This window comes from Cryptosporangium arvum DSM 44712, assembly GCF_000585375.1.
Taxonomy (GTDB): Bacteria; Actinomycetota; Actinomycetes; order Mycobacteriales; family Cryptosporangiaceae; genus Cryptosporangium; species Cryptosporangium arvum.
The window spans coordinates 8,050,755-8,067,735 of sequence record NZ_KK073874.1; the positions used below are offsets into that span (position 1 = coordinate 8,050,755).

At 72.2% G+C, this 16,981-nt stretch carries 15 protein-coding genes; 4 read left to right on the forward strand and 11 right to left on the reverse strand.

Going from position 1 to position 16,981, the window contains the following annotated elements:
• Positions 1 to 19 precede the first annotated feature (19 nt).
• Positions 20 to 697, reverse strand: coding sequence for a tRNA (adenosine(37)-N6)-threonylcarbamoyltransferase complex dimerization subunit type 1 TsaB (tsaB, locus tag CRYAR_RS36690; protein WP_035857779.1), 678 nt, complete (start codon positions 695 to 697; stop codon positions 20 to 22).
• A gap of 147 nt (positions 698 to 844) precedes the next feature.
• Here tsaB and CRYAR_RS36695 point away from each other — a divergent pair, with 147 nt between their 5' ends.
• Both CRYAR_RS36695 and CRYAR_RS44125 read left to right on the forward strand, forming a co-directional pair.
• A complete protein-coding gene (locus CRYAR_RS36695) occupies positions 845 to 1,495 on the forward strand; it encodes a hypothetical protein (protein ID WP_035857780.1) in 651 nt (216 codons plus the stop codon).
• Between the two features lie 284 nt (positions 1,496 to 1,779).
• Positions 1,780 to 2,817 (forward strand): hypothetical protein, encoded by a 1,038-nt coding sequence (locus CRYAR_RS44125; protein WP_051571419.1) that lies wholly within the window; start codon positions 1,780 to 1,782, stop codon positions 2,815 to 2,817.
• A 204-nt stretch (positions 2,818 to 3,021) separates the two neighbouring features.
• Here CRYAR_RS44125 and CRYAR_RS36705 read toward each other — a convergent pair whose 3' ends face one another.
• Positions 3,022 to 4,548: a long-chain-fatty-acid--CoA ligase gene (locus tag CRYAR_RS36705; RefSeq protein WP_035857781.1), complete on the reverse strand. Its 1,527-nt coding sequence runs from the start codon at positions 4,546 to 4,548 to the stop codon at positions 3,022 to 3,024.
• A 239-nt stretch (positions 4,549 to 4,787) separates the two neighbouring features.
• Here CRYAR_RS36705 and CRYAR_RS36710 point away from each other — a divergent pair, with 239 nt between their 5' ends.
• Positions 4,788 to 5,951 (forward strand): MFS transporter, encoded by a 1,164-nt coding sequence (locus CRYAR_RS36710; protein ID WP_051571420.1) that lies wholly within the window; start codon positions 4,788 to 4,790, stop codon positions 5,949 to 5,951.
• Here CRYAR_RS36710 and tsaE read toward each other — a convergent pair.
• The 6 genes from tsaE to CRYAR_RS36740 are packed head-to-tail and all read right to left on the reverse strand — an operon-like array spanning position 5,931 to position 11,224.
• A complete protein-coding gene (gene tsaE / locus CRYAR_RS46390; protein WP_035857782.1) occupies positions 5,931 to 6,380 on the reverse strand; it encodes a tRNA (adenosine(37)-N6)-threonylcarbamoyltransferase complex ATPase subunit type 1 TsaE in 450 nt (149 codons plus the stop codon). The two genes, CRYAR_RS36710 and tsaE, sit on opposite strands and share 21 nt — an antisense overlap.
• Positions 6,380 to 7,579 (reverse strand): alpha/beta fold hydrolase, encoded by a 1,200-nt coding sequence (locus CRYAR_RS36720; protein WP_051571421.1) that lies wholly within the window; start codon positions 7,577 to 7,579, stop codon positions 6,380 to 6,382. Before CRYAR_RS36720 ends, tsaE begins: the two co-directional genes overlap by 1 nt.
• Before the next feature lie 2 nt (positions 7,580 to 7,581).
• On the reverse strand, positions 7,582 to 8,700 hold the full coding sequence (alr, locus tag CRYAR_RS36725; protein ID WP_035869279.1) for an alanine racemase: 1,119 nt from the start codon (positions 8,698 to 8,700) through the stop codon (positions 7,582 to 7,584).
• Positions 8,701 to 8,725: 25 nt separating this feature from the next.
• Positions 8,726 to 9,343 (reverse strand): hypothetical protein, encoded by a 618-nt coding sequence (locus CRYAR_RS36730; protein WP_035857783.1) that lies wholly within the window; start codon positions 9,341 to 9,343, stop codon positions 8,726 to 8,728.
• 40 nt (positions 9,344 to 9,383) lie between these two features.
• A complete protein-coding gene (locus CRYAR_RS36735; RefSeq protein ID WP_084701438.1) occupies positions 9,384 to 10,856 on the reverse strand; it encodes an NAD(P)H-hydrate dehydratase in 1,473 nt (490 codons plus the stop codon).
• Entirely contained in the window at positions 10,853 to 11,224 is a 372-nt protein-coding gene (locus tag CRYAR_RS36740) for a holo-ACP synthase (protein WP_035857784.1), read from the reverse strand. The genes CRYAR_RS36735 and CRYAR_RS36740 overlap by 4 nt, the downstream gene beginning before the upstream one ends.
• 48 nt (positions 11,225 to 11,272) lie before the next feature.
• Here CRYAR_RS36740 and CRYAR_RS36745 point away from each other — a divergent pair, with 48 nt between their 5' ends.
• Positions 11,273 to 12,049, forward strand: coding sequence for an SDR family oxidoreductase (locus CRYAR_RS36745; RefSeq protein ID WP_211247819.1), 777 nt, complete (start codon positions 11,273 to 11,275; stop codon positions 12,047 to 12,049).
• On the opposite strand, the gene glmS is transcribed toward CRYAR_RS36745, so the two are convergent.
• From glmS to glmM, 3 genes are all read right to left on the reverse strand, one after another.
• Positions 12,036 to 13,937 (reverse strand): glutamine--fructose-6-phosphate transaminase (isomerizing), encoded by a 1,902-nt coding sequence (glmS, locus tag CRYAR_RS36750; protein ID WP_035857785.1) that lies wholly within the window; start codon positions 13,935 to 13,937, stop codon positions 12,036 to 12,038. The genes CRYAR_RS36745 and glmS overlap by 14 nt on opposite strands.
• Before the next feature lie 67 nt (positions 13,938 to 14,004).
• On the reverse strand, positions 14,005 to 15,417 hold the full coding sequence (locus CRYAR_RS36755) for a phosphatase PAP2 family protein (protein WP_051571423.1): 1,413 nt from the start codon (positions 15,415 to 15,417) through the stop codon (positions 14,005 to 14,007).
• Between the two features lie 37 nt (positions 15,418 to 15,454).
• On the reverse strand, positions 15,455 to 16,798 hold the full coding sequence (gene glmM, locus CRYAR_RS36760) for a phosphoglucosamine mutase (RefSeq protein WP_035857786.1): 1,344 nt from the start codon (positions 16,796 to 16,798) through the stop codon (positions 15,455 to 15,457).
• Positions 16,799 to 16,981 lie beyond the last annotated feature (183 nt).

Below are 16,981 nucleotides of genomic sequence, written 5' to 3' on the forward strand. Positions count from 1 at the left end.
ACCGACTGCACCACTCCGGTCACGTCAGCACCGATTTGGCGGCGCCGGGCTCGACGGCGTCGGGCCGGCGCAGGTAGAGCGGGGTGAGCGGCTCCGCTGGCGCTTTCGCGAGCACCCGGGACGCGGCGCGGGCGGCGAGGTACTCCACCGCCGGGTACTGCGGCTCGCCGACCGGCCGGCCGAGCTGCTCGGCGTAGAGCGCGGCACCGCTACCGACGGCCAGCAGGTCGTCCCCGAGCTCGCCCGAATCCAGACGGGCGCGGAGGTCGGCGGGCTTGGCGACGTCGGGACCGTGGACGCGGGCGCCGGTGGCGTCGTAGGTGGCCCAGTACACCTCGCGGCGCCGGGCGTCGGTGGCCACCAGCACCGCCCGGCCCGGTACGGCCAGACCGTCGAGCGAACAGACCGGGTACGCCGGCACGCCCAGGGCGTCGGACAGGGAAGCCGCGGTCACCAGGCCGACACGCAGACCGGTGAACGGGCCGGGACCGACACCGGCGACGATCGCCGACAGGTCGCCGGCGGACACGCCCGCGTCGGACAGCGCCGCGGTGATGCTCGGGGCCAGCGTCTCGCCGTGCCGGCGGGCGTCCACGACGACCCGCCGCGCGCGGACCGTGACCGCTGAGGGGGCGGAGATCTCGGCGACACCGACGGTGACGGCGGCGGTGGCCGTATCGACTAGCAGAACCAGCACCCCGCAAGCCTACTGATCTCCGGCGGCGACAGCGGACGGCGCGGTGCGTAGCGGAGCCGACACAGCCTGCGTCAGCGCCCCCACGGTCGAGCCGGTCCGGAGCCCCCACGCTGTGGGACGGGCCGCTTCCAGGACCGGGAGGTCGACGTGAGTTACGAGCTGTACGAGCCGAACCCGCAGTACGCGCCCGCTCCACCGCCTCCCCCACCGCGGCGGGGACACTCGGGGTGGATCGCGCTGGGGATCGTGGCCGCGGTCGTGATCCCGGTGCTGATCGTGCTCGGCTGCGGCTTCGGGGGGATCCTGCTGGCCGCCCGCAGCGGTGCTTCGCCCAGCCCGTCCGCCGAGGCCACGCGGCCGGCCGTCCCGCCCGCCGGTGCGCCCTACCGCGTCCGGCTCCCGAGCGGATTCGTCTCGATCGAAGCACCGGCCGATCTCCGCGGCACCCTGGAGCACCCCGCAGCCGCCGTGCTCGCCGAGGGCGACACCACGAACATCCTGCTGACCGGCTCGGGCACGCTCCCGGTCGACACCGGGTCGCTGGCCGAGAACGCGCTGCGCACCGAGATCGACTCCGGCGTCACCGCGCTGGGGCACGACCCGAAGACCGGGCAGGCCACGTCCGTGCACGGCTACTCCGCGTATCGCTACGACTTCGCCTACGGCGGCGCGCACGCCTACAGCTACTTCGTCTTCAAGGGCACGACGATGGTGCAGGTGCTCTGCCGGTGGGCCGACCGGAAGGACGACGTGCTCCGGGGCTGCGACGACCTGCTCGCGACGCTGACGATCACCTGAACGGGGGTGTGATAGCTGTGTCCGGTACGCGACAGTGATTGCGTCGGCATCAGCACAGCGAAAACGACGTCGGCGCAGCAAGCTGGACAGAAGTCAGGGCTGGTGAGCCCGGCCGACCAAGCCCGGGGCGCCCGAACCAGGAGATACGGAACATCCCGTCGTCACACTGGTCACGCTAGTAGTGCGGTGAAGCCTCCGAGATGGTTGTCTGGCCCTCCCGCTCCACCTAGCGTGCTCTTCATTCACGCCGCGCTGGACCTAGACGGAGAGAACGGAACGAGGCAGTGAGCTACGACCCGAACCAGCCCTATGGCGGGCAGCCGTCTGACCCTTACGGTCAGCCGGCGAACCCGTACGGCCAGCCGCCCTCCTCGGGCTCGCCGTACAACCAGCCATCCTCGGGCTCGCCGTACGACCAGCCCGGTTCCGGTGCCCCCTACGGCCAGCCGGGTTCCGGCGCGCCCTACGGACAGCCGCCGGCGAATCCGACCGCGCCGTTACCCAACGACCCGTACGCCAACCCGAGCGCGGGTGCGTACGGCAACCCCAGCGCCGGCGCCTACGGCGCTGACCCCTACGCCCAGCCCGCCGACCCCTACGCGCAGCCCGCCGGCGCGTACGGCGCTCCCGGTGGCTTCCCGCCGCCGACCCCGCCCAAGAAGAAGAACACCGGCGTGATCGTCGGCGGCATCATCGCCGTGGCCGTCATCATCATCGCGGTCTGCAGCATCGGCGGCTGGCTGGTCGCCAACAGCGACACGAACGAGACGTCCGCGAGCAGCAAGCCGACCGCGCCGTCGGCCACCACGCTGCCCTCGCAGGGTGCCTCGGCCTCGCCGAGCGCCACCGGGCCGTCGATCGACACCAGCCGTCCCGAGGTCGCCCCGGCCGGCGCGCCGTTCACCACCCGGGTGCCGAAGGGCTTCCAGGAGGTCGTCACGCCGAGCTCCGACAACACCGGTGGGGCCCCCGACCACACGGCCGCGATGGCGAAGAGCGCCGGTGAGGCCGACGACCTGCTGGTCGTGGACTCGTACACGCTGAAGATCGACTCGACGTCGGTGAGCGACGCGGCGCTGCAGAACGAGTACGACGGCCTCGTGAAGCAGATCGGCCAGGACGCCACGACCCGGCAGAACGTGAACTACAACGGGTACCGGGGCTTCCGGTACGAGTTCAAGTTCGACTTCGCGAACGCGTACAGCTACTTCCTGCTGTACAAGAACCAGCAGATCCAGGTGCGCTGCCAGTGGGCGGACCAGGAGGCCGACATCAAGACCGGCTGCGAGTACCTGCTGAAGAACCTCCAGATCACCGGCTGACCTCCGGGCCCGCCCGATGGAGCTTCGTACCGGCACGACCGGTACGAAGCTCCATTTGTTTCTCGGGCGGTCGGCCGGGTGCGGATCACTCTTCGATCACGGATCGGCAACCATCGACCGCTGCGGCCCCACTCGCATGCACCATCAACGCACACACCGAACGCCGCCGACTAAACCCCTGGTCGGCGGCGTTCGCGGTGTTCGCTAGTTGAACCGGGTCTTCAGCTCGCGCTTGAGGACCTTGCCGGACGGGCCGAGCGGGAACGAGTCGACGAACTCGATGATCCGCGGGTACTTGTGGCCGGCCAGGTTCGTCTTGGCCCAGCCGATGATCTGCTCCTTGTCGGGCGACGCCCCGGGGGTCGGGACGATCACCGCGCAGACCTCTTCGCCGTGCGTGGGGTGCGGCACCGCGATCACCGCGACCTGGGCGACGTCGGGGTGGCGCATGAGCACTTCCTCGACCTCGCGCGGGTACACGTTGAACCCGCCGCGCAGCACCATGTCCTTCTTGCGGTCGACGATCGTGATGTAGCCGTCCTCGTCCTTGGTGCCGAGGTCGCCGGTGCGGAACCAGCGGTCGACGATGGCCTCGGCGGTGGCCTCGGGCCGGTTGAGGTAGCCCTTCATGATGTTGTGGCCGCGGATGACGATCTCGCCCAGCTCACCGGTGGGCAGGAACTCGATCCGCTCCTCGATCTCCGGCCGCGCGATCTCGGCGTCGACACCCCAGATCGGCCGCCCGACCGTGCCCGGCTTCGTCGGCCAGCCCTTCTGGTTGAACGTCGCGACCGGGGAGGTCTCGGTGAGGCCGTAGCCCTCGTAGACCGGGATCTGGAAGACCTGCTCGAACTGTTCGAGGACGGCCAGCGGCAGGGAGGCGCCGCCGGAGATCGCGAGGCGCAGCGGCGGCTTCTCGTCCGAATCGGCGTCGCGCAGGGCGTCGAGCAGCGCGATGTACATCGTCGGCACCGCGATGAAGTTGGTGACCTTCTCCTTGAGCATCAGCGCGAGCGCGCCGGGCCCGTCGAAGCGCGGCATCAGCACGAGCGTGCCGCCGGCCCGGAAGGTCACGTTCAACGAGACGGTCTGGCCGAACGAGTGGAACAGCGGCAGACAGCCGAGGACGACGTCGTCCGGGCTGGTGTCGAACGACGAGATCACGCTCGTGTCGACGTTCATCACGATGTTGAGGTGCGTCAGCATCGCGCCCTTGGGCTTGCCGGTCGTGCCCGACGTGTACAGGATCACCGCGACGTCGTCGGGCTCGGCCTGCTCGTAGGTGGCGATCGGCTCGGCCTGCTGGGCGAGCTCGTCGAGGCGCGGAGCCTCGGCGTCGCCGCTCAGGACCGTGAACAGTGGCACCCCGGCCAGCTCCGCGCCCTTGGCGCCCTCACCCAGCAGCGGGCCTGCGCAGACGAACAGCTTGGAGCCGGAGTCCTTGAGGACGTACTCGATCTCCTCGGCACGCAGCAGCGCGTGCACCGGGACGACGACCGCGCCCAGCGCCGCCGCGCCGTAGTACGCGAAGACGAAGTGCGGCGTGTTCGGGATGAGGATCGAGACCCGGTCGCCCGGGCCGATGCCCTGGGCCCTGAACACCGCGGCGTACCGCTTGGCCTGGTCCCAGACCGCGGCGTAGGGCAGCCGCAGGTCGCCGAGGACCAACGCGGTGTGGTTCGGACGCCGAGCGGCGGTCTCGGCGAGGATCGAGGCGACGGAGAGGGGCAAGGCGGACCTCCGGGCGGCGGCAGCGACGACGTCCTTTCGATCGTGCCACCGCGACCCGCACCCCGCACGGAGTTCCCGCTGCTCGCAGCCCTGTTGCACTCCGATCGCACCGGTGCGGCATACTTCGCCCATGCGTTCGCTCGAGGTTCAGTTGCCGCTCTACGGCGACGACCGCGAGCGTGGTGACTTCCCCGGAGCCGCGGGCCGCTGACCCCGTCCCTGCTCACCGAGGAATACCCGTGTCACCGTTCGCCCTGCTCCGACGACCTTTCGTCGCCCGGCTGCTCGCCTCCAGCCTGCTCGGACGCCTCCCCACCGGTATGGTCCCGGTCGCGCTCGTGCTGTTCAGCCGCGGCTCCGACGTGGGGTACGGCGTCGCCGGCCTGTTCGCCGCGGCGTACACGGCCGGGGGCGCGGTCGGCCAGCCGCTGCTGGCCCGCTGGATGGACCGTACCGGCCAGACCCGGATCATCGTCGGCGGTGGCGTGATCAGCTCGGTCGGGCTGGCCCTGCTGCCGTTCTCCGGCGTCGTCGGTGGCCTGGTGATCGCCGCCGTCGCGGGTGCGGCCACCCCGCCGCTCGAACCCGGGCTGCGCGCGATCTGGCCCGGTCTGCTGTCCGGCCCCGACGTGCCCAAGATCTACGCGCTCGACGCCGCCGCGCAGGAGTTGGTGTTCGTCGCCGGCCCGCTGCTGGTGCTGCTGGCCAACTCGTTCGGCCCCGCCGGTGGGCTCTACGCGGCGGCGGCGATCGGGCTGACCGGCGCGCTCTGGTTCGCGGTGGCGCCGGCGTCGCGCCAGTGGCGTCCGACCGAGGTGGGCGAGCGGCACTGGGCCGGTGCGCTGCGCCCGCCCCGGCTCCGCCGCCTCTACCTCGGCATCTCGCTGATCGGGCTGGCGATCGGGACGTTCCCGGTGGCCGCGTCGGCGTTCAGCGAGGCGTCCGGCGACCGCGGCTGGACCACCTGGCTGGTCGCGGCCAACGCGGGCGGCGCGCTGATCGGCGGCGTCTGGTTCTCCGGCCGCTCGCACCGGTACTCGCCCGGCCGGGTGCTCCCCTGGCTGTTCGTCACGCTGGGATTCGGCTACCTGCCGCTGGCGTTCCTGCCCACCGACCCCGGAATCTTCCCGCTCGCGCTCGGGCTGACGCTGGTCAGCGGCCTGTCTCTGCCCCCGCTGATGACGCTGACGTTCCTCGTCATCGACCGGCTCGCCCCCGAAGGCACGGTGACCGAGGCGTTCGCGTGGCTGATCACCGCGTTCCTGGTCGGCAGTTCGACCGGCGCCGCGGTGGCCGGTGCCATCGTCGCGCAGACGTCGCCGAGCTGGGTGTTCGTCCTCGCGTGGGCGTCCGGCCTGCTCGGCGCGCTGCCGACGTTCCGGCTACTGGGCCAGCGCGCGTAGCCGGTCGGGCCAGTCGCCGCCGTGCGGCACCAGGGTGGCGACACGCACGTCGGAGTCCTCGTCGCGGTCGAGCCGGATCTCCAGGTAGGCATCGGTGAGCTGCTCGACGAGCCCGGCGCCCCACTCCACCACGGTGACCGCCGCGTCGACGTCCGCGTCCAGGTCGAGATCGTCGACCTCGGCGACGTCGCCCAGCCGGTAGGCGTCGGCGTGGACCAGGGGAAGCCGGCCGCCGGGGTGGATGCGTGAGATCACGAAGGTCGGGCTGGTGACCGCGCCGCGGACCCCGAGACCGGCCCCGATCCCCTGGGTGAGCTGGGTTTTCCCGGCGCCGAGCGGGCCGACGAGCACGATCAGGTCACCGGCCCGGAGCAGCGGGGCCAGCGATCGGCCGAGCGCACGGGTGTCCTCGGGGGTCTTGAGCTCCATCAAGCACCCTTCCGGCGCAGGATCTTCTCCAGCGCTCGTCGTTGTTGTCCGCCCGCGCGCCGTGCCCAGCTGCGACGCTGCTTGGCCGCCGCCACCTCGGTGCGGTGCGGCGCCTCGGTCGGCCGGCGTCCCGCCGCCACCTGCGCGGACCGCCGGAACAGCTCGAGCAGGGCCTCGTTCGTCGCGTCGGCGTGCTCCATCAGCGTGCAGTGGCCGCCGTCGGCGACCTCCAGCAGCGCGGCTCCGGGCAGCAGCTTCGCGATCTCCCGGGTGTGCTCGACCGGCGTGAGCAGGTCGCGGTCGCCGCAGACGACGAGCGTCTCGATGCCCGCGAACGCCTCCAGAGCGGCGTACCGGTCGTGCTTCGACAGCGTGCCCAGGTACCCGGCGATCACCTCGACCCGGGTGCCGTCGTTCATCCGCTCCACGTACTCCACGAGCGCGGGGCTGGGGTTCGCGGTGCCGAACCCGTACCGCTCGGTGAGCAGGTACGCGAGGTCGCTGCCCGAGCGGCGGCCCCGCTCGGCCATGATCGGCTGCCAGCGCAGCACCTTCGCCAGCGTCGGCGTCAGCGCGCCGCGCAGCCAGGCGACGATCGGCGGGAACCCGAGCGCGACGTCGTCGAGATGGCCGGCGGACGTCGAGATCAGCGCGGCGCCGACGACCCGGTCGAGCACCAGATCGGGATGACGCTCGGCCAGCGCCATCAGCGTCATGCCGCCCATCGAGTGCCCGGCCAGCACGAGCGGGCCGTCGGGGGCGACCTTGGTGATCACCTCGGCGAGCGAGTCGGCCAGCTGGTCGATCGTGTAGTCGCCGTCCGGGCGGGGTCCGGAGTGCCCGTGGCCGGGCTGGTCGTAGAAGACCATCCGCAGCTTCGGGTCCTCGTGACCGGTGAACACCCGCCGCTGGAAGTGCCAGGTGCCCATGTCCAGGGCGAACCCGTGCACGAAGACCACGGTCAGGTCCGGCTCGCCGTCGGCCTCGACGACCTCGACGTAGACGTCGACGCCGTCCGCGGTGACGATCTGCGCGCTGTCGTAGGGCAGCGCGCCGAACGGCTCGTCAGCGTAGGGATCACCGATGCGGCGCCGGCGGCGGGTCGCGAACCGCTCGGCCGCTACCCCGGCCGCCGCGCCGGCGGCCATCGAGCCGACCAGCGCCCCGGCCAGGCCGAACGCACCTTTCGCCAGTCCCATGCCTAGGCCCCCGTCCCGACGTAACGGCGCGGGACGCGCGCCCCGATCCGCGTCACGATCTCGTAGTTGATCGTGCCGACCACGTCGGCCCAGTCGTCGGCGCTCGGCCCGCCCGGGCCGAACAGGACGGCCTCGTCGCCGGCGGACACCGGATCGTCCCCCACGTCGAGGACGAACTGGTCCATGCAGACGCGCCCGGCGATCGTCCGCCGTTCCCCGCCGAGCAGAACCGGGCCCCGGCCGCTCGCCTGGCGCGGGATGCCGTCGGCGTACCCGAGCGGGATCAGCGCGAGCGTCGTCTCCGTGGCGGTGTGGTACGTGTGCCCGTAGGACACGCCGTGGCCCGCCGGGACGCGTTTCGCGATGAGCACCTCGCCGCGCAAGGTCATCGCCGGCCGCAGTGGGGCCTCGATCCGCGCGGGGTTCGGCGAGAGCCCGTAGAGCGCGACGCCCGGGCGCACCAGGTCGAAGTACGCCTGCGGCAGGGTGAGCGTTCCGGCCGAGTTGGCCAGGTGGCGCACCTGCGGACGGATGCCCTGCTTCTCGGCGATCTCCAGCGCCTGGGAGAACACGCCGAGCTGCGCCGCGATCGACGGGTGGCCGGGCTCGTCGGCGCAGGCGAAGTGGCTCCAGACGCCGACCGCCTCGATGATGCCGTCGGCCTGGGCCTTGGCCGCGGCGGTGAGCAGGTCGGGCCAGTCGGCCGGGGCGGCGCCGGAGCGCCCGAGTCCGGTGTCGACCTTCAGGTGCACGCGTGCGGTCTTCCCGGTGGTTCTCGCGGCGGCGACGACCTCGTCGAGCACGCGGACGCTCGGGACACCGAGGTCGACGTCCGTGCTCACCGCCGGGGTGAAGTCGGTGCCCGGCCCGTTGAGCCAGCTGAGCATCGGGGAGCCGATGCCCGCGGTGCGCAGTTCGACGGCCTCGGCGACCGTGGCCACCCCGAGCCAGGTGGCGCCGCCGGCCAGCGCGGCCCGGGCGGCCGGCACCGCGCCGTGCCCGTACCCGTCGGCTTTCACGACGGCCATCGTGGCCGCGGAACGCGTGGCCGCGCGCTCTGCCAGGTGTGCGGTGTTCGCCCGGATCGCATCCAGGTCGATCACCACTTCCGCTTGCACCATGGCGTCCATTCTCCCAGGCGTGGGCTCATACACGGACATCCGGTGGAGGACTGGACGTGCTCGGGCTCGGGCTGGGGCTGGGGGCGCGCGGTGACGTCTCGGTCGGCCGGGGCTGCGGCCGGTCGCACAGCGCGTGCAACTCGGTGCGGGCCCGCTCGGCTTCGGCCACCTGGATGAACGGCGCCGGGTCGCTGGTGGCGAACCAGTAGAGGGCCTGCCGGACGGCGCGGTGGACGATCCGGATCGGCTGGCGCATCGAGCGCGGCGCCCACGACACGTCGGCCAGCAGGTCGGCGCTGTTCCGGTTCCAGGCCGCCAGATCAGGGTCGATGGTGGGCAGCGAGCGCAACAGACCGATCGCGGTGTCGACGTGGCGGAGCACCCGGTCGCACGCTCCGGCCACACCGGCCGGCGGCGGCTCCGACGGCACTGATCGCGGCGGCGAAGGCGGCACGACACTCGGCGGGAGCTGCCCGCGGAAGGGCACGTCGACCTCGTCGCTCGGCGTGCGGGTCACGTTCCGGCTGCCGGGTAACGCCAGTGGTTCGTTCTCGTCCAGCCAGACGAACACGAGGACGACGAGCAGCGCGAGGAACACTGCTCCGATGCCCGTCAGCAGGCCGGCGAGGTAGGGGCGCCGCATGGCCTGAGAGTAGGTCTCGGAGCCACTCGTCAATGGTTCGTTATCGAACGGTCCGCTGAACCGCCGCCGGAAGGTGATCGAGGACGCGCGACGCGACGACCGGGCCGGCCTCGGCGGCGAGCCGCCCCGCGGTGCCGTGCACGAACGCACCCGCCGCCGCGGCCTCGGCCGGTGGCACGCCGCCGGCGAGCAGCGAGCCGATCACCCCGGAGAGGACGTCGCCGGTGCCTGCGGTGGCCAACTCCGGCACGCCGGCCTTGACGACGTACACGGGCGCGTCGTCCGGGCTCGCGATCACCGTCCGGTAGCCCTTGAGCAGCACGGTGACGCCCAGTTCGCGGGCCGCGCGGCGGGCGGTGTCGATCCGGTCGGGGCCGACGTCACCGGCCAGGCGCGCGTACTCCCGGTCGTGGGGGGTGAGGAGGGTGGGAGCCTCGCGATCACGCACCAGCGCCGGCTCGCGGGCGACGATCGTCAGGCCGTCGGCGTCCAGCAGCACGGGGAGATCGGTGGCGAGTACCTGCCGGACGGCGTCCACCGCGTCGTCGTCGGTACCGAGACCGGAGCCCACCACCCAGGCCTGCACCCGGCCGGCGTCGGCCACCGACGGCGCGGAGACGACCTCGGGGTGTGCCGTACGGACCGCGTCACGGGCCGCGCCGGCGTACCGGACATAGCCCGACGGGCCGGAGAGTGCCCCACCCGTGCAGAGGATCGCCGCACCCGGGTACTGCTCCGAGCCCGCCGCGACACCGACGACACCACGGGTGTACTTGTCGTCGGACGGGCCGGGGCGGGGCCACCAGCGGGCGACCGCGTCCGCGGTGACCAGGCGGGCGAGCGGCTCGGCCGGGAAACTCAGCCCGATGTCGACGATCTCCACCAGCCCGGCCCGCACGGCACCCTCACCCACCAGCAGACCGGCCTTGAGGCTCCCGAACGCGACCGTGACGTCGGCGGTGACCGCCGCGCCGGCCACTTCGCCGGTGTCGGCGTCGACGCCGCTGGGCAGGTCGACCGCGACGACAACCGACCCGTGCGCACGCCACTGTTCCGCGGCGAGGGCCAGCCGGGCGGCGTCCGGGCGCAGACCACCGCGCCCACCGATGCCGAGCAGCCCGTCGACGACCACGGCCGGCCGTTCCCGGACGTCCTCGAGTTCGACGAGCCGCCCGCCGGCCGCTCGCAACGCGGTCAGACCGGCGCGGTGCACCCGCTCGTCCTGGACGCCCGCGACCGCCCGCACCACCGCACCGCGGCGGGCCAGCGCGGCACCGGCGAACAACGCGTCACCACCGTTGTCGCCCTTGCCCACCAGCAGCACGACCGGCGCGCCGTAGACCCGGTCCAGGACCTCGACGCACCGCCGGGCCAGGCCGGCCGCGGCCCGGCGCATCAGAGCACCCGGGGGGACGTGCGCCATCGCCTCGTGCTCGGCCGCCCTGATCGCCTCCACCGACCACGCGCCGGTGAGGACATCGTCGTCAGGCCGGTTCCGCGGGCCGGAGCTCATGCGCCCTCCGCCACGACCATCGCCGAGGCGATCCCGCCGTCGTGGGAGAGGGAGAGATGCCAGCGGGCGATGCCGGCCTTCGCGGCGGCCTCGGCGACGGTGCCCTTGACGTCCAGCCACGGACGGCCGGCGTCGTCCGGAACGATCTCGCAGTCGTGCCATTTGAGCCCGTGGGGAGCGCCGAGCGCCTTCGCGACGGCTTCCTTGGCCGCGAACCGCGCCGCCAGCGAATCCGCCGGACGCGGGTGGCCTTCCTGATTGACGCGTTCGGCCGCGGTGAACAACCGCTCCGCGAGGTGCGGGGTGCGGGCCACCGCGGCGGCGAACCGTTCGACGAGCACGACGTCGATACCGACACTGACGATCACGCTTCACACCCTGGCATGTCGGGTCGCAACAGTGGCACCGTGTCTCCCGTGCCACCTCTCACTGGTCGAGTTGCCCTGATCACCGGAGCCAGCCGCAAGGCGGGTATCGGCGCCGCGATCGCCGGCCGTCTCGTCGCGGACGGCGCGTCGCTCCTGCTCCACGGCTGGGACGCGCACGACGAGGCCCAGCCGTGGGGTGCCGACGGTCTGCGCTCGGTGGCGATGGACCTGGCCACCGGCGGGGGGCGGGTCGCCACCGCGGCGGCCGACCTGTCCGATCCGGCGGCGCCACGCACGCTCGTGGGGTCCGCGCTCGATCAGTTCGGGCGGCTGGACATCCTCGTCGCGAACCACGCGCGGTCGGTGCCGTGGGGCCCGCTCAGCGAGGTGACGGCAGCCGAGATCGACCTGTCGTACGCGGTGAACACCCGGGCCACGCTGCTGCTCGTGAAGGAGTTCGCGGCGGTGCGCGGCGAGGCTCCGGACGGGCGGGTCGTGCTCCTGACCTCGGGACAGGGCCAGGGGCCGATGCCGCTGGAGATCCCGTACGCCTCGAGCAAGGCCGCGCTGGCCGGCATGACGCCGAGCCTGGCGGCGGCGTTGGCGCCGTACGCCACGGTGAACTGCGTGAACCCGGGCCCGACCGATACGGGGTGGGCGAGCGCGGACCTCATCGAGGAGTCGCGGCCCAAGGCCCCGTTCGGACGCTGGGGGCAGCCCGATGACGCCGCGAAGCTGATCGCCTGGCTGGTGGGCCCGGAAGCCGGGTGGGTCACCGGCCAGGTGATCAGTTCCGACGGCGGTTGGGGTCTTACTCGACCGTGACCGACTTGGCCAGGTTGCGCGGCTGGTCGACGTCGTTGCCGCGCGCGGCGGCGATCTCGCACGCCAGCACCTGCAGCGGCACCACGGTGGTCAGCGGCGCGAGCAGCGTCGTCGTCCGCGGCACCCGGATGAGGTGGTCGGCGTACGGCTCGACCGCGGTGTCGCCTTCCTCGGCGATGACGATCGTCCGCGCGCCCCGGGCCCGCACTTCCTGGATGTTCGACACGATCTTGTCGTGCAGGAGGCTGCGCCCACGCGGCGACGGAACCGTGATGACCACCGGCACCCCGTCGTCGATGAGCGAGATCGGGCCGTGCTTGAGCTCGCCGGCCGCGAAGCCCTCGGCGTGCATGTAGGCGAGCTCCTTGAGCTTGAGCGCGCCCTCCAGAGCCACCGGGTACCCGACGTGCCGGCCCAGGAACAGCACCTGCTGCGAGCCGGACAGGTCCCGGGCCAGCTTGCGCACCGGCTCCATCGTCTGGAGCACCTCGGCGACCGCGTCCGGTGTGGCCTTCAGCTGGTCGACGATCGCCGCGACCTCGTCGGAGTACTTGATGCCGCGGATCTGCGCGAGGTGCAGGCCGACCAGGTAGACCGCGATGATCTGGGTGACGAACGCCTTCGTCGACGCGACCGCGATCTCCGGCCCGGCGTGCGTGTAGAGCACACCGTCGGACTCGCGCGGGATCGTCGAGCCGTTCGTGTTGCAGACCGCCAGGACACGCGCCTTCTGCTCCTTGGCGTGGCGCAGGGCCATGATCGTGTCCATCGTCTCGCCGGACTGGCTGATCGCGATGACCAGCGTCGACCGGTCGAGCACCGGGTCGCGGTAGCGGAACTCGCTGGCCAGCTCCACCTCGACCGGGATACGCGTCCAGTGCTCGATCGCGTACTTTCCGACCAGGCCGGCGTTGTACGACGTTCCGCAGCCGATGACGAAGATCTTGTCGATGTCGCGGAGATCCTGGTCGGTGAGGCGCACCTCGTCGAGCGAGATCTCGCCGTGCTCGGTCAGGCGCCCACGCAGCGTGTCGGCGATGGCCTGCGGCTGCTCGGCGATCTCCTTGAGCATGAAGTAGTCGTAGCCGCCCTTCTCGGCGGCCGAGACGTCCCAGTCGACGTGGTAGTCGCGCACCTCGGCGGCCCCGCCGGCGAAGTCGGTGACGACGATGCCGTCCGCGGTGACCTCGGCGACCTGGTCCTGGCCGAGCTCGACCGCGTCCCGGGTGTATTCGATGAACGCGGACACGTCGGAGGCGAGGAAGTTCTCACCCTGGCCGCGACCCGCCACCATCGGCGAGTTGCGGCGCGCGCCGACGACGACGCCCGGCACGTCCCGGTGGACGGCGAGCAGCGTGAACGCACCCTCGAGCCGGCGGCAGACGATGCGCATCGCCTCGGCCAGCCGGCCGGTGCTCTCGTCGGTGCTGGTGTGGCCGTAGTTCTGGCCGTCGAGCGACCAGTACGCCTCGGCGATCAGGTGTGCGGCGGTCTCGGTGTCGGTGTCGGAGCGGAACTCGACCCCGCGGTCCTCGAGCTCGGCGCGGAGCACCGCGAAGTTCTCGATGATGCCGTTGTGGATGACCGACACGCTGCCATCGGCCGAGAGGTGCGGGTGCGCGTTGCGGTCGGTGGGGCCACCGTGGGTGGCCCAGCGCGTGTGACCGATGGCGGTGGACGCATCCGTGCTGCCGAGGACGCTGCTCGGGTCGGCCAGCACGCTCGTGAGGTTGGCCAGCTTGCCGGCCTTCTTCTCCACGGCGATCTTGCCGCCGTCGACCACGGCGATCCCGGCGGAGTCGTAGCCCCGGTACTCGAGCCGGCGGAGGCCCTCTACGACGATGTCGACCGCGCGACGCGGGCCGGTATAGCCAACGATTCCACACATGGTGCCGAGGTTACCCAAGCGACTACCCGGACCCCTATGCCGGGATGACACAGAGCGACGTTCGGCGTTAACTCTCGACCTTTCGGACAGTAAGCCGGTCAGCGGCCGGTGATTTCCGCAACATCAGCACCGCGACGATCGTCAGCCACACCGCCCCATAGGCCGCGCCGCCCACCACGTCGGTCGGATGGTGCATACCGCGATAGACCCGGCTCAGCCCGACGAGGACCGCCAGCACGCCGACGGCGGCCAGCCAGCGCCCCGGGTGCTTGCCGGTCCGGCGGGCGAACAGCACCGCGAGCGCGCCGTAGCAGGCCACCGTCGCGGCCGTGTGACCGGACGGGAAACTGCTGGTCGGCGGCGCGATGTCGAGGTGCTGGACGTCCGGCCGGGGCCGATCGACGATCGAGGAGACCAGCAGGAAACCCCACACCTCGCCGACGACGGCGAGCACGATCGCAGCCGGCTCCAGCCAGCGTCGGTACACCAGCCGGGCGGCGAGCCCGCTGACGACCGTGACGATCGTGATCGTCGACGTCTCACCGAGCAGCGACGCGAACGCGGTGACGTCGTCCAGGGTGGGCGTGCGGTGCGTGGCGAACCACCCGGGGAGCCCGCCGTCCGGGTGTGTCCTCGCGACGAGCCACCCCGCACCGAGCGTGACCGCGACGAGCCCGGCCCAGGGCAGGATCAGCCGCGGAACCCAGTGCGCCACCTCGCCGACGGCGGCGCGGAAACCCGGCAGCGGCCGCGGATCGACGTCCGGCTCGGTGCGCTCGGGCTCGATCCCCGCGGTCAGCACGTGCGTGTCGCCCCACCCCGCCTCGCGTCGCCAGGTCCGGAACACGATCGTCGTCGCGGCGACCCAGCCCAGGCCGACGAGGCAGCCGCCGATCACGTCGCTGAGGAAGTGCACGCCCAGCGCGATCCGCGAGAAGCAGACCGCGGCCACGACCGTCACCGCCGCGACCCAGCCGACCCTGGGCACCCTCCCCCGGTCCAGCCAGAGCAGCAGCAGGACCGCACAGCCGACGAACGCGCCGAGGGCGTGGCCCGACGGGAACGAGTACCCGTCGGCGTAGGCGACCGCGTCCGGAAGCCCTGGCCGCGCCCGTTCCACCACTTCTTTCAGTACGACGCCGAGCAGCGCGCCGCCCCACGTCGTCACCAGGGCCCAGAGCGCGAGCCGGGGACGGTCCACGGCCAGCAGCCAGAGCGCGGCGACCGTCGCGACCAGCCGGAACGTCTCCGGGCGCCCGACGCTCGAGATGGCTTTCTGCACGTCGACGAACCACGGGTGCGCGGTGGCGAAGCCGTTCAGAGCCTGCGCGATGTCGAGATCGAGCCCCGCCACCGGGCCGTCGACGTTCTTGACGACGACAGCCAGGATCGCGACCGGCACCGCTACGACGCACGCGGCGACGAGCGCTAGCCCGAAGCGAACCAGGAGCCGCCGGTCCGCAATGACGGTGGAACTCATGACGGCAACCATTGCCGCTCAGCGCACGAACGACACGTCAGCCGACGTCGGCGACCACTTTCGCGATGCGGTGGGCGACGGCTTCGGCGTCTTCCTGGCTGGCGGCCTCGACCATCACCCGGATCAGCCGCTCGGTGCCCGAGGGGCGCAGCAGCACCCGCCCGGTCTCGCCCAGCTCCCGCTCGGCTTCCGCGACGGCGGCGGCGACCGACTCGGCCGCGGCGACCGCGGCCTTGTCCTGCACCCGGACGTTGATCAGCACCTGCGGCAACCGCGTGACCGCGCCCGCCAGCTCGGCGATCGTCTTGCCGCTGGAGGCCATCCGGGCCATCAGGTGCAGCGCGGTCAGCAGTCCGTCGCCGGTGGTGGCATGGGCGGGCATCACGACGTGGCCGCTCTGCTCACCGCCCAGCGCGAGACCCCGCGCCCGCAGTGCCTCGAGCACGTACCGGTCGCCGACGCCGGTGGTGACGAGCGAGATCCCGGCGTCCTTCATCGCGAGCGTCAGGCCCAGGTTGCTCATCACGGTGATGACGAGGGTGTCCTCGATGAGCGTCCCGGCGTCCTTCATCGCCAGCGCGATGATCGCCATGATCTGGTCACCGTCGACCGTGTTGCCGTCGGCGTCCACCGCGAGGCAGCGGTCGGCGTCGCCGTCGTGGGCGATGCCGATGTCGGCCCGGTGTTCGAGCACGGCCTTCCGGACGACGTCGAGGTGGGTGGAGCCCACGCCCTCGTTGATGTTCAGGCCGTCGGGCTCGGCCGCGATCGGGATGACCGTCGCACCGGCGCGCCGGTAGAGCTCGGGGGCGACCGCGGACGCCGCGCCGTTCGCGCAGTCGACGACGACGGTGATGCCCTCCAGGCGGTGGGTGAGCGTCGTGAGCAGGTGCTCGACGTACTGCTCGCCGCCGTCGTGGAAGTCACCGATGCGGCCGACGCCGGCGCCGGCCGGACGCGTCCACTCGCGGGCCGCGTTGTGCCGGATCGCTTCCTCGATCGCGTCCTCGATCTCGTCCGGAAGCTTGTGACCGCCCCGGGCGAACAACTTGATGCCGTTGTCGGGCATCGGGTTGTGGCTCGCCGACAGCATGACGCCGAGGTCGGCGCCGAGCTCGGCAGTGAGGTGGGCGACCGCGGGAGTCGGCAGCGAGCCGACTCTCGTCACGTCCGCGCCCGCGCTGGCGAGGCCGGCGCAGACCGCCGCCTCGAGCATCTCGCCGCTGGCCCGGGGGTCACGCCCCACGACGGCCTTCGGTCGTGGTCCCTCTACCCCGGCCAGTACGTGCGCCGCCGCGACGGCCACCGCCATCGCGAGTTCCGGCGTGAGGTCGCCGTTGGCGAGGCCTCGTACTCCGTCGGTACCGAACAGACGACCCATCAGTCCCGCCACTCCGCGGAGGTCACGACCGCTCGGTGCGAGCGGTACGGGTTCATTGGCCTCACGGGGCCGACCGTAATGGGTCGAGCAGTGCAATCCTGTCGGGCGCGCGACGTTGCACTGCCCGGACCAGGCCGCCCCCCGTGTAACACACCGGCCGGTGGCGAGACTGCCACCGGCCGG

Bases quoted from the DNA above. Each gene is read 5' to 3' on its own strand.
- glmS (WP_035857785.1), bottom strand. From the start codon at position 13,937: ATGTGTGGAATCGTTGGCTATACCGGCCCGCGTCGCGCGGTCGACATC.
- glmM (WP_035857786.1), bottom strand. From the start codon at position 16,798: ATGGGTCGTCTGTTCGGTACCGACGGAGTACGAGGCCTCGCCAACGGC.
- CRYAR_RS36735 (WP_084701438.1), bottom strand. From the start codon at position 10,856: ATGAGCTCCGGCCCGCGGAACCGGCCTGACGACGATGTCCTCACCGGC.
- tsaE (WP_035857782.1), bottom strand. From the start codon at position 6,380: ATGGAGCTCAAGACCCCCGAGGACACCCGTGCGCTCGGCCGATCGCTG.
- CRYAR_RS36730 (WP_035857783.1), bottom strand. From the start codon at position 9,343: ATGCGGCGCCCCTACCTCGCCGGCCTGCTGACGGGCATCGGAGCAGTG.
- CRYAR_RS36755 (WP_051571423.1), bottom strand. From the start codon at position 15,417: ATGAGTTCCACCGTCATTGCGGACCGGCGGCTCCTGGTTCGCTTCGGG.
- CRYAR_RS36720 (WP_051571421.1), bottom strand. From the start codon at position 7,579: ATGGGACTGGCGAAAGGTGCGTTCGGCCTGGCCGGGGCGCTGGTCGGC.
- alr (WP_035869279.1), bottom strand. From the start codon at position 8,700: ATGGTGCAAGCGGAAGTGGTGATCGACCTGGATGCGATCCGGGCGAAC.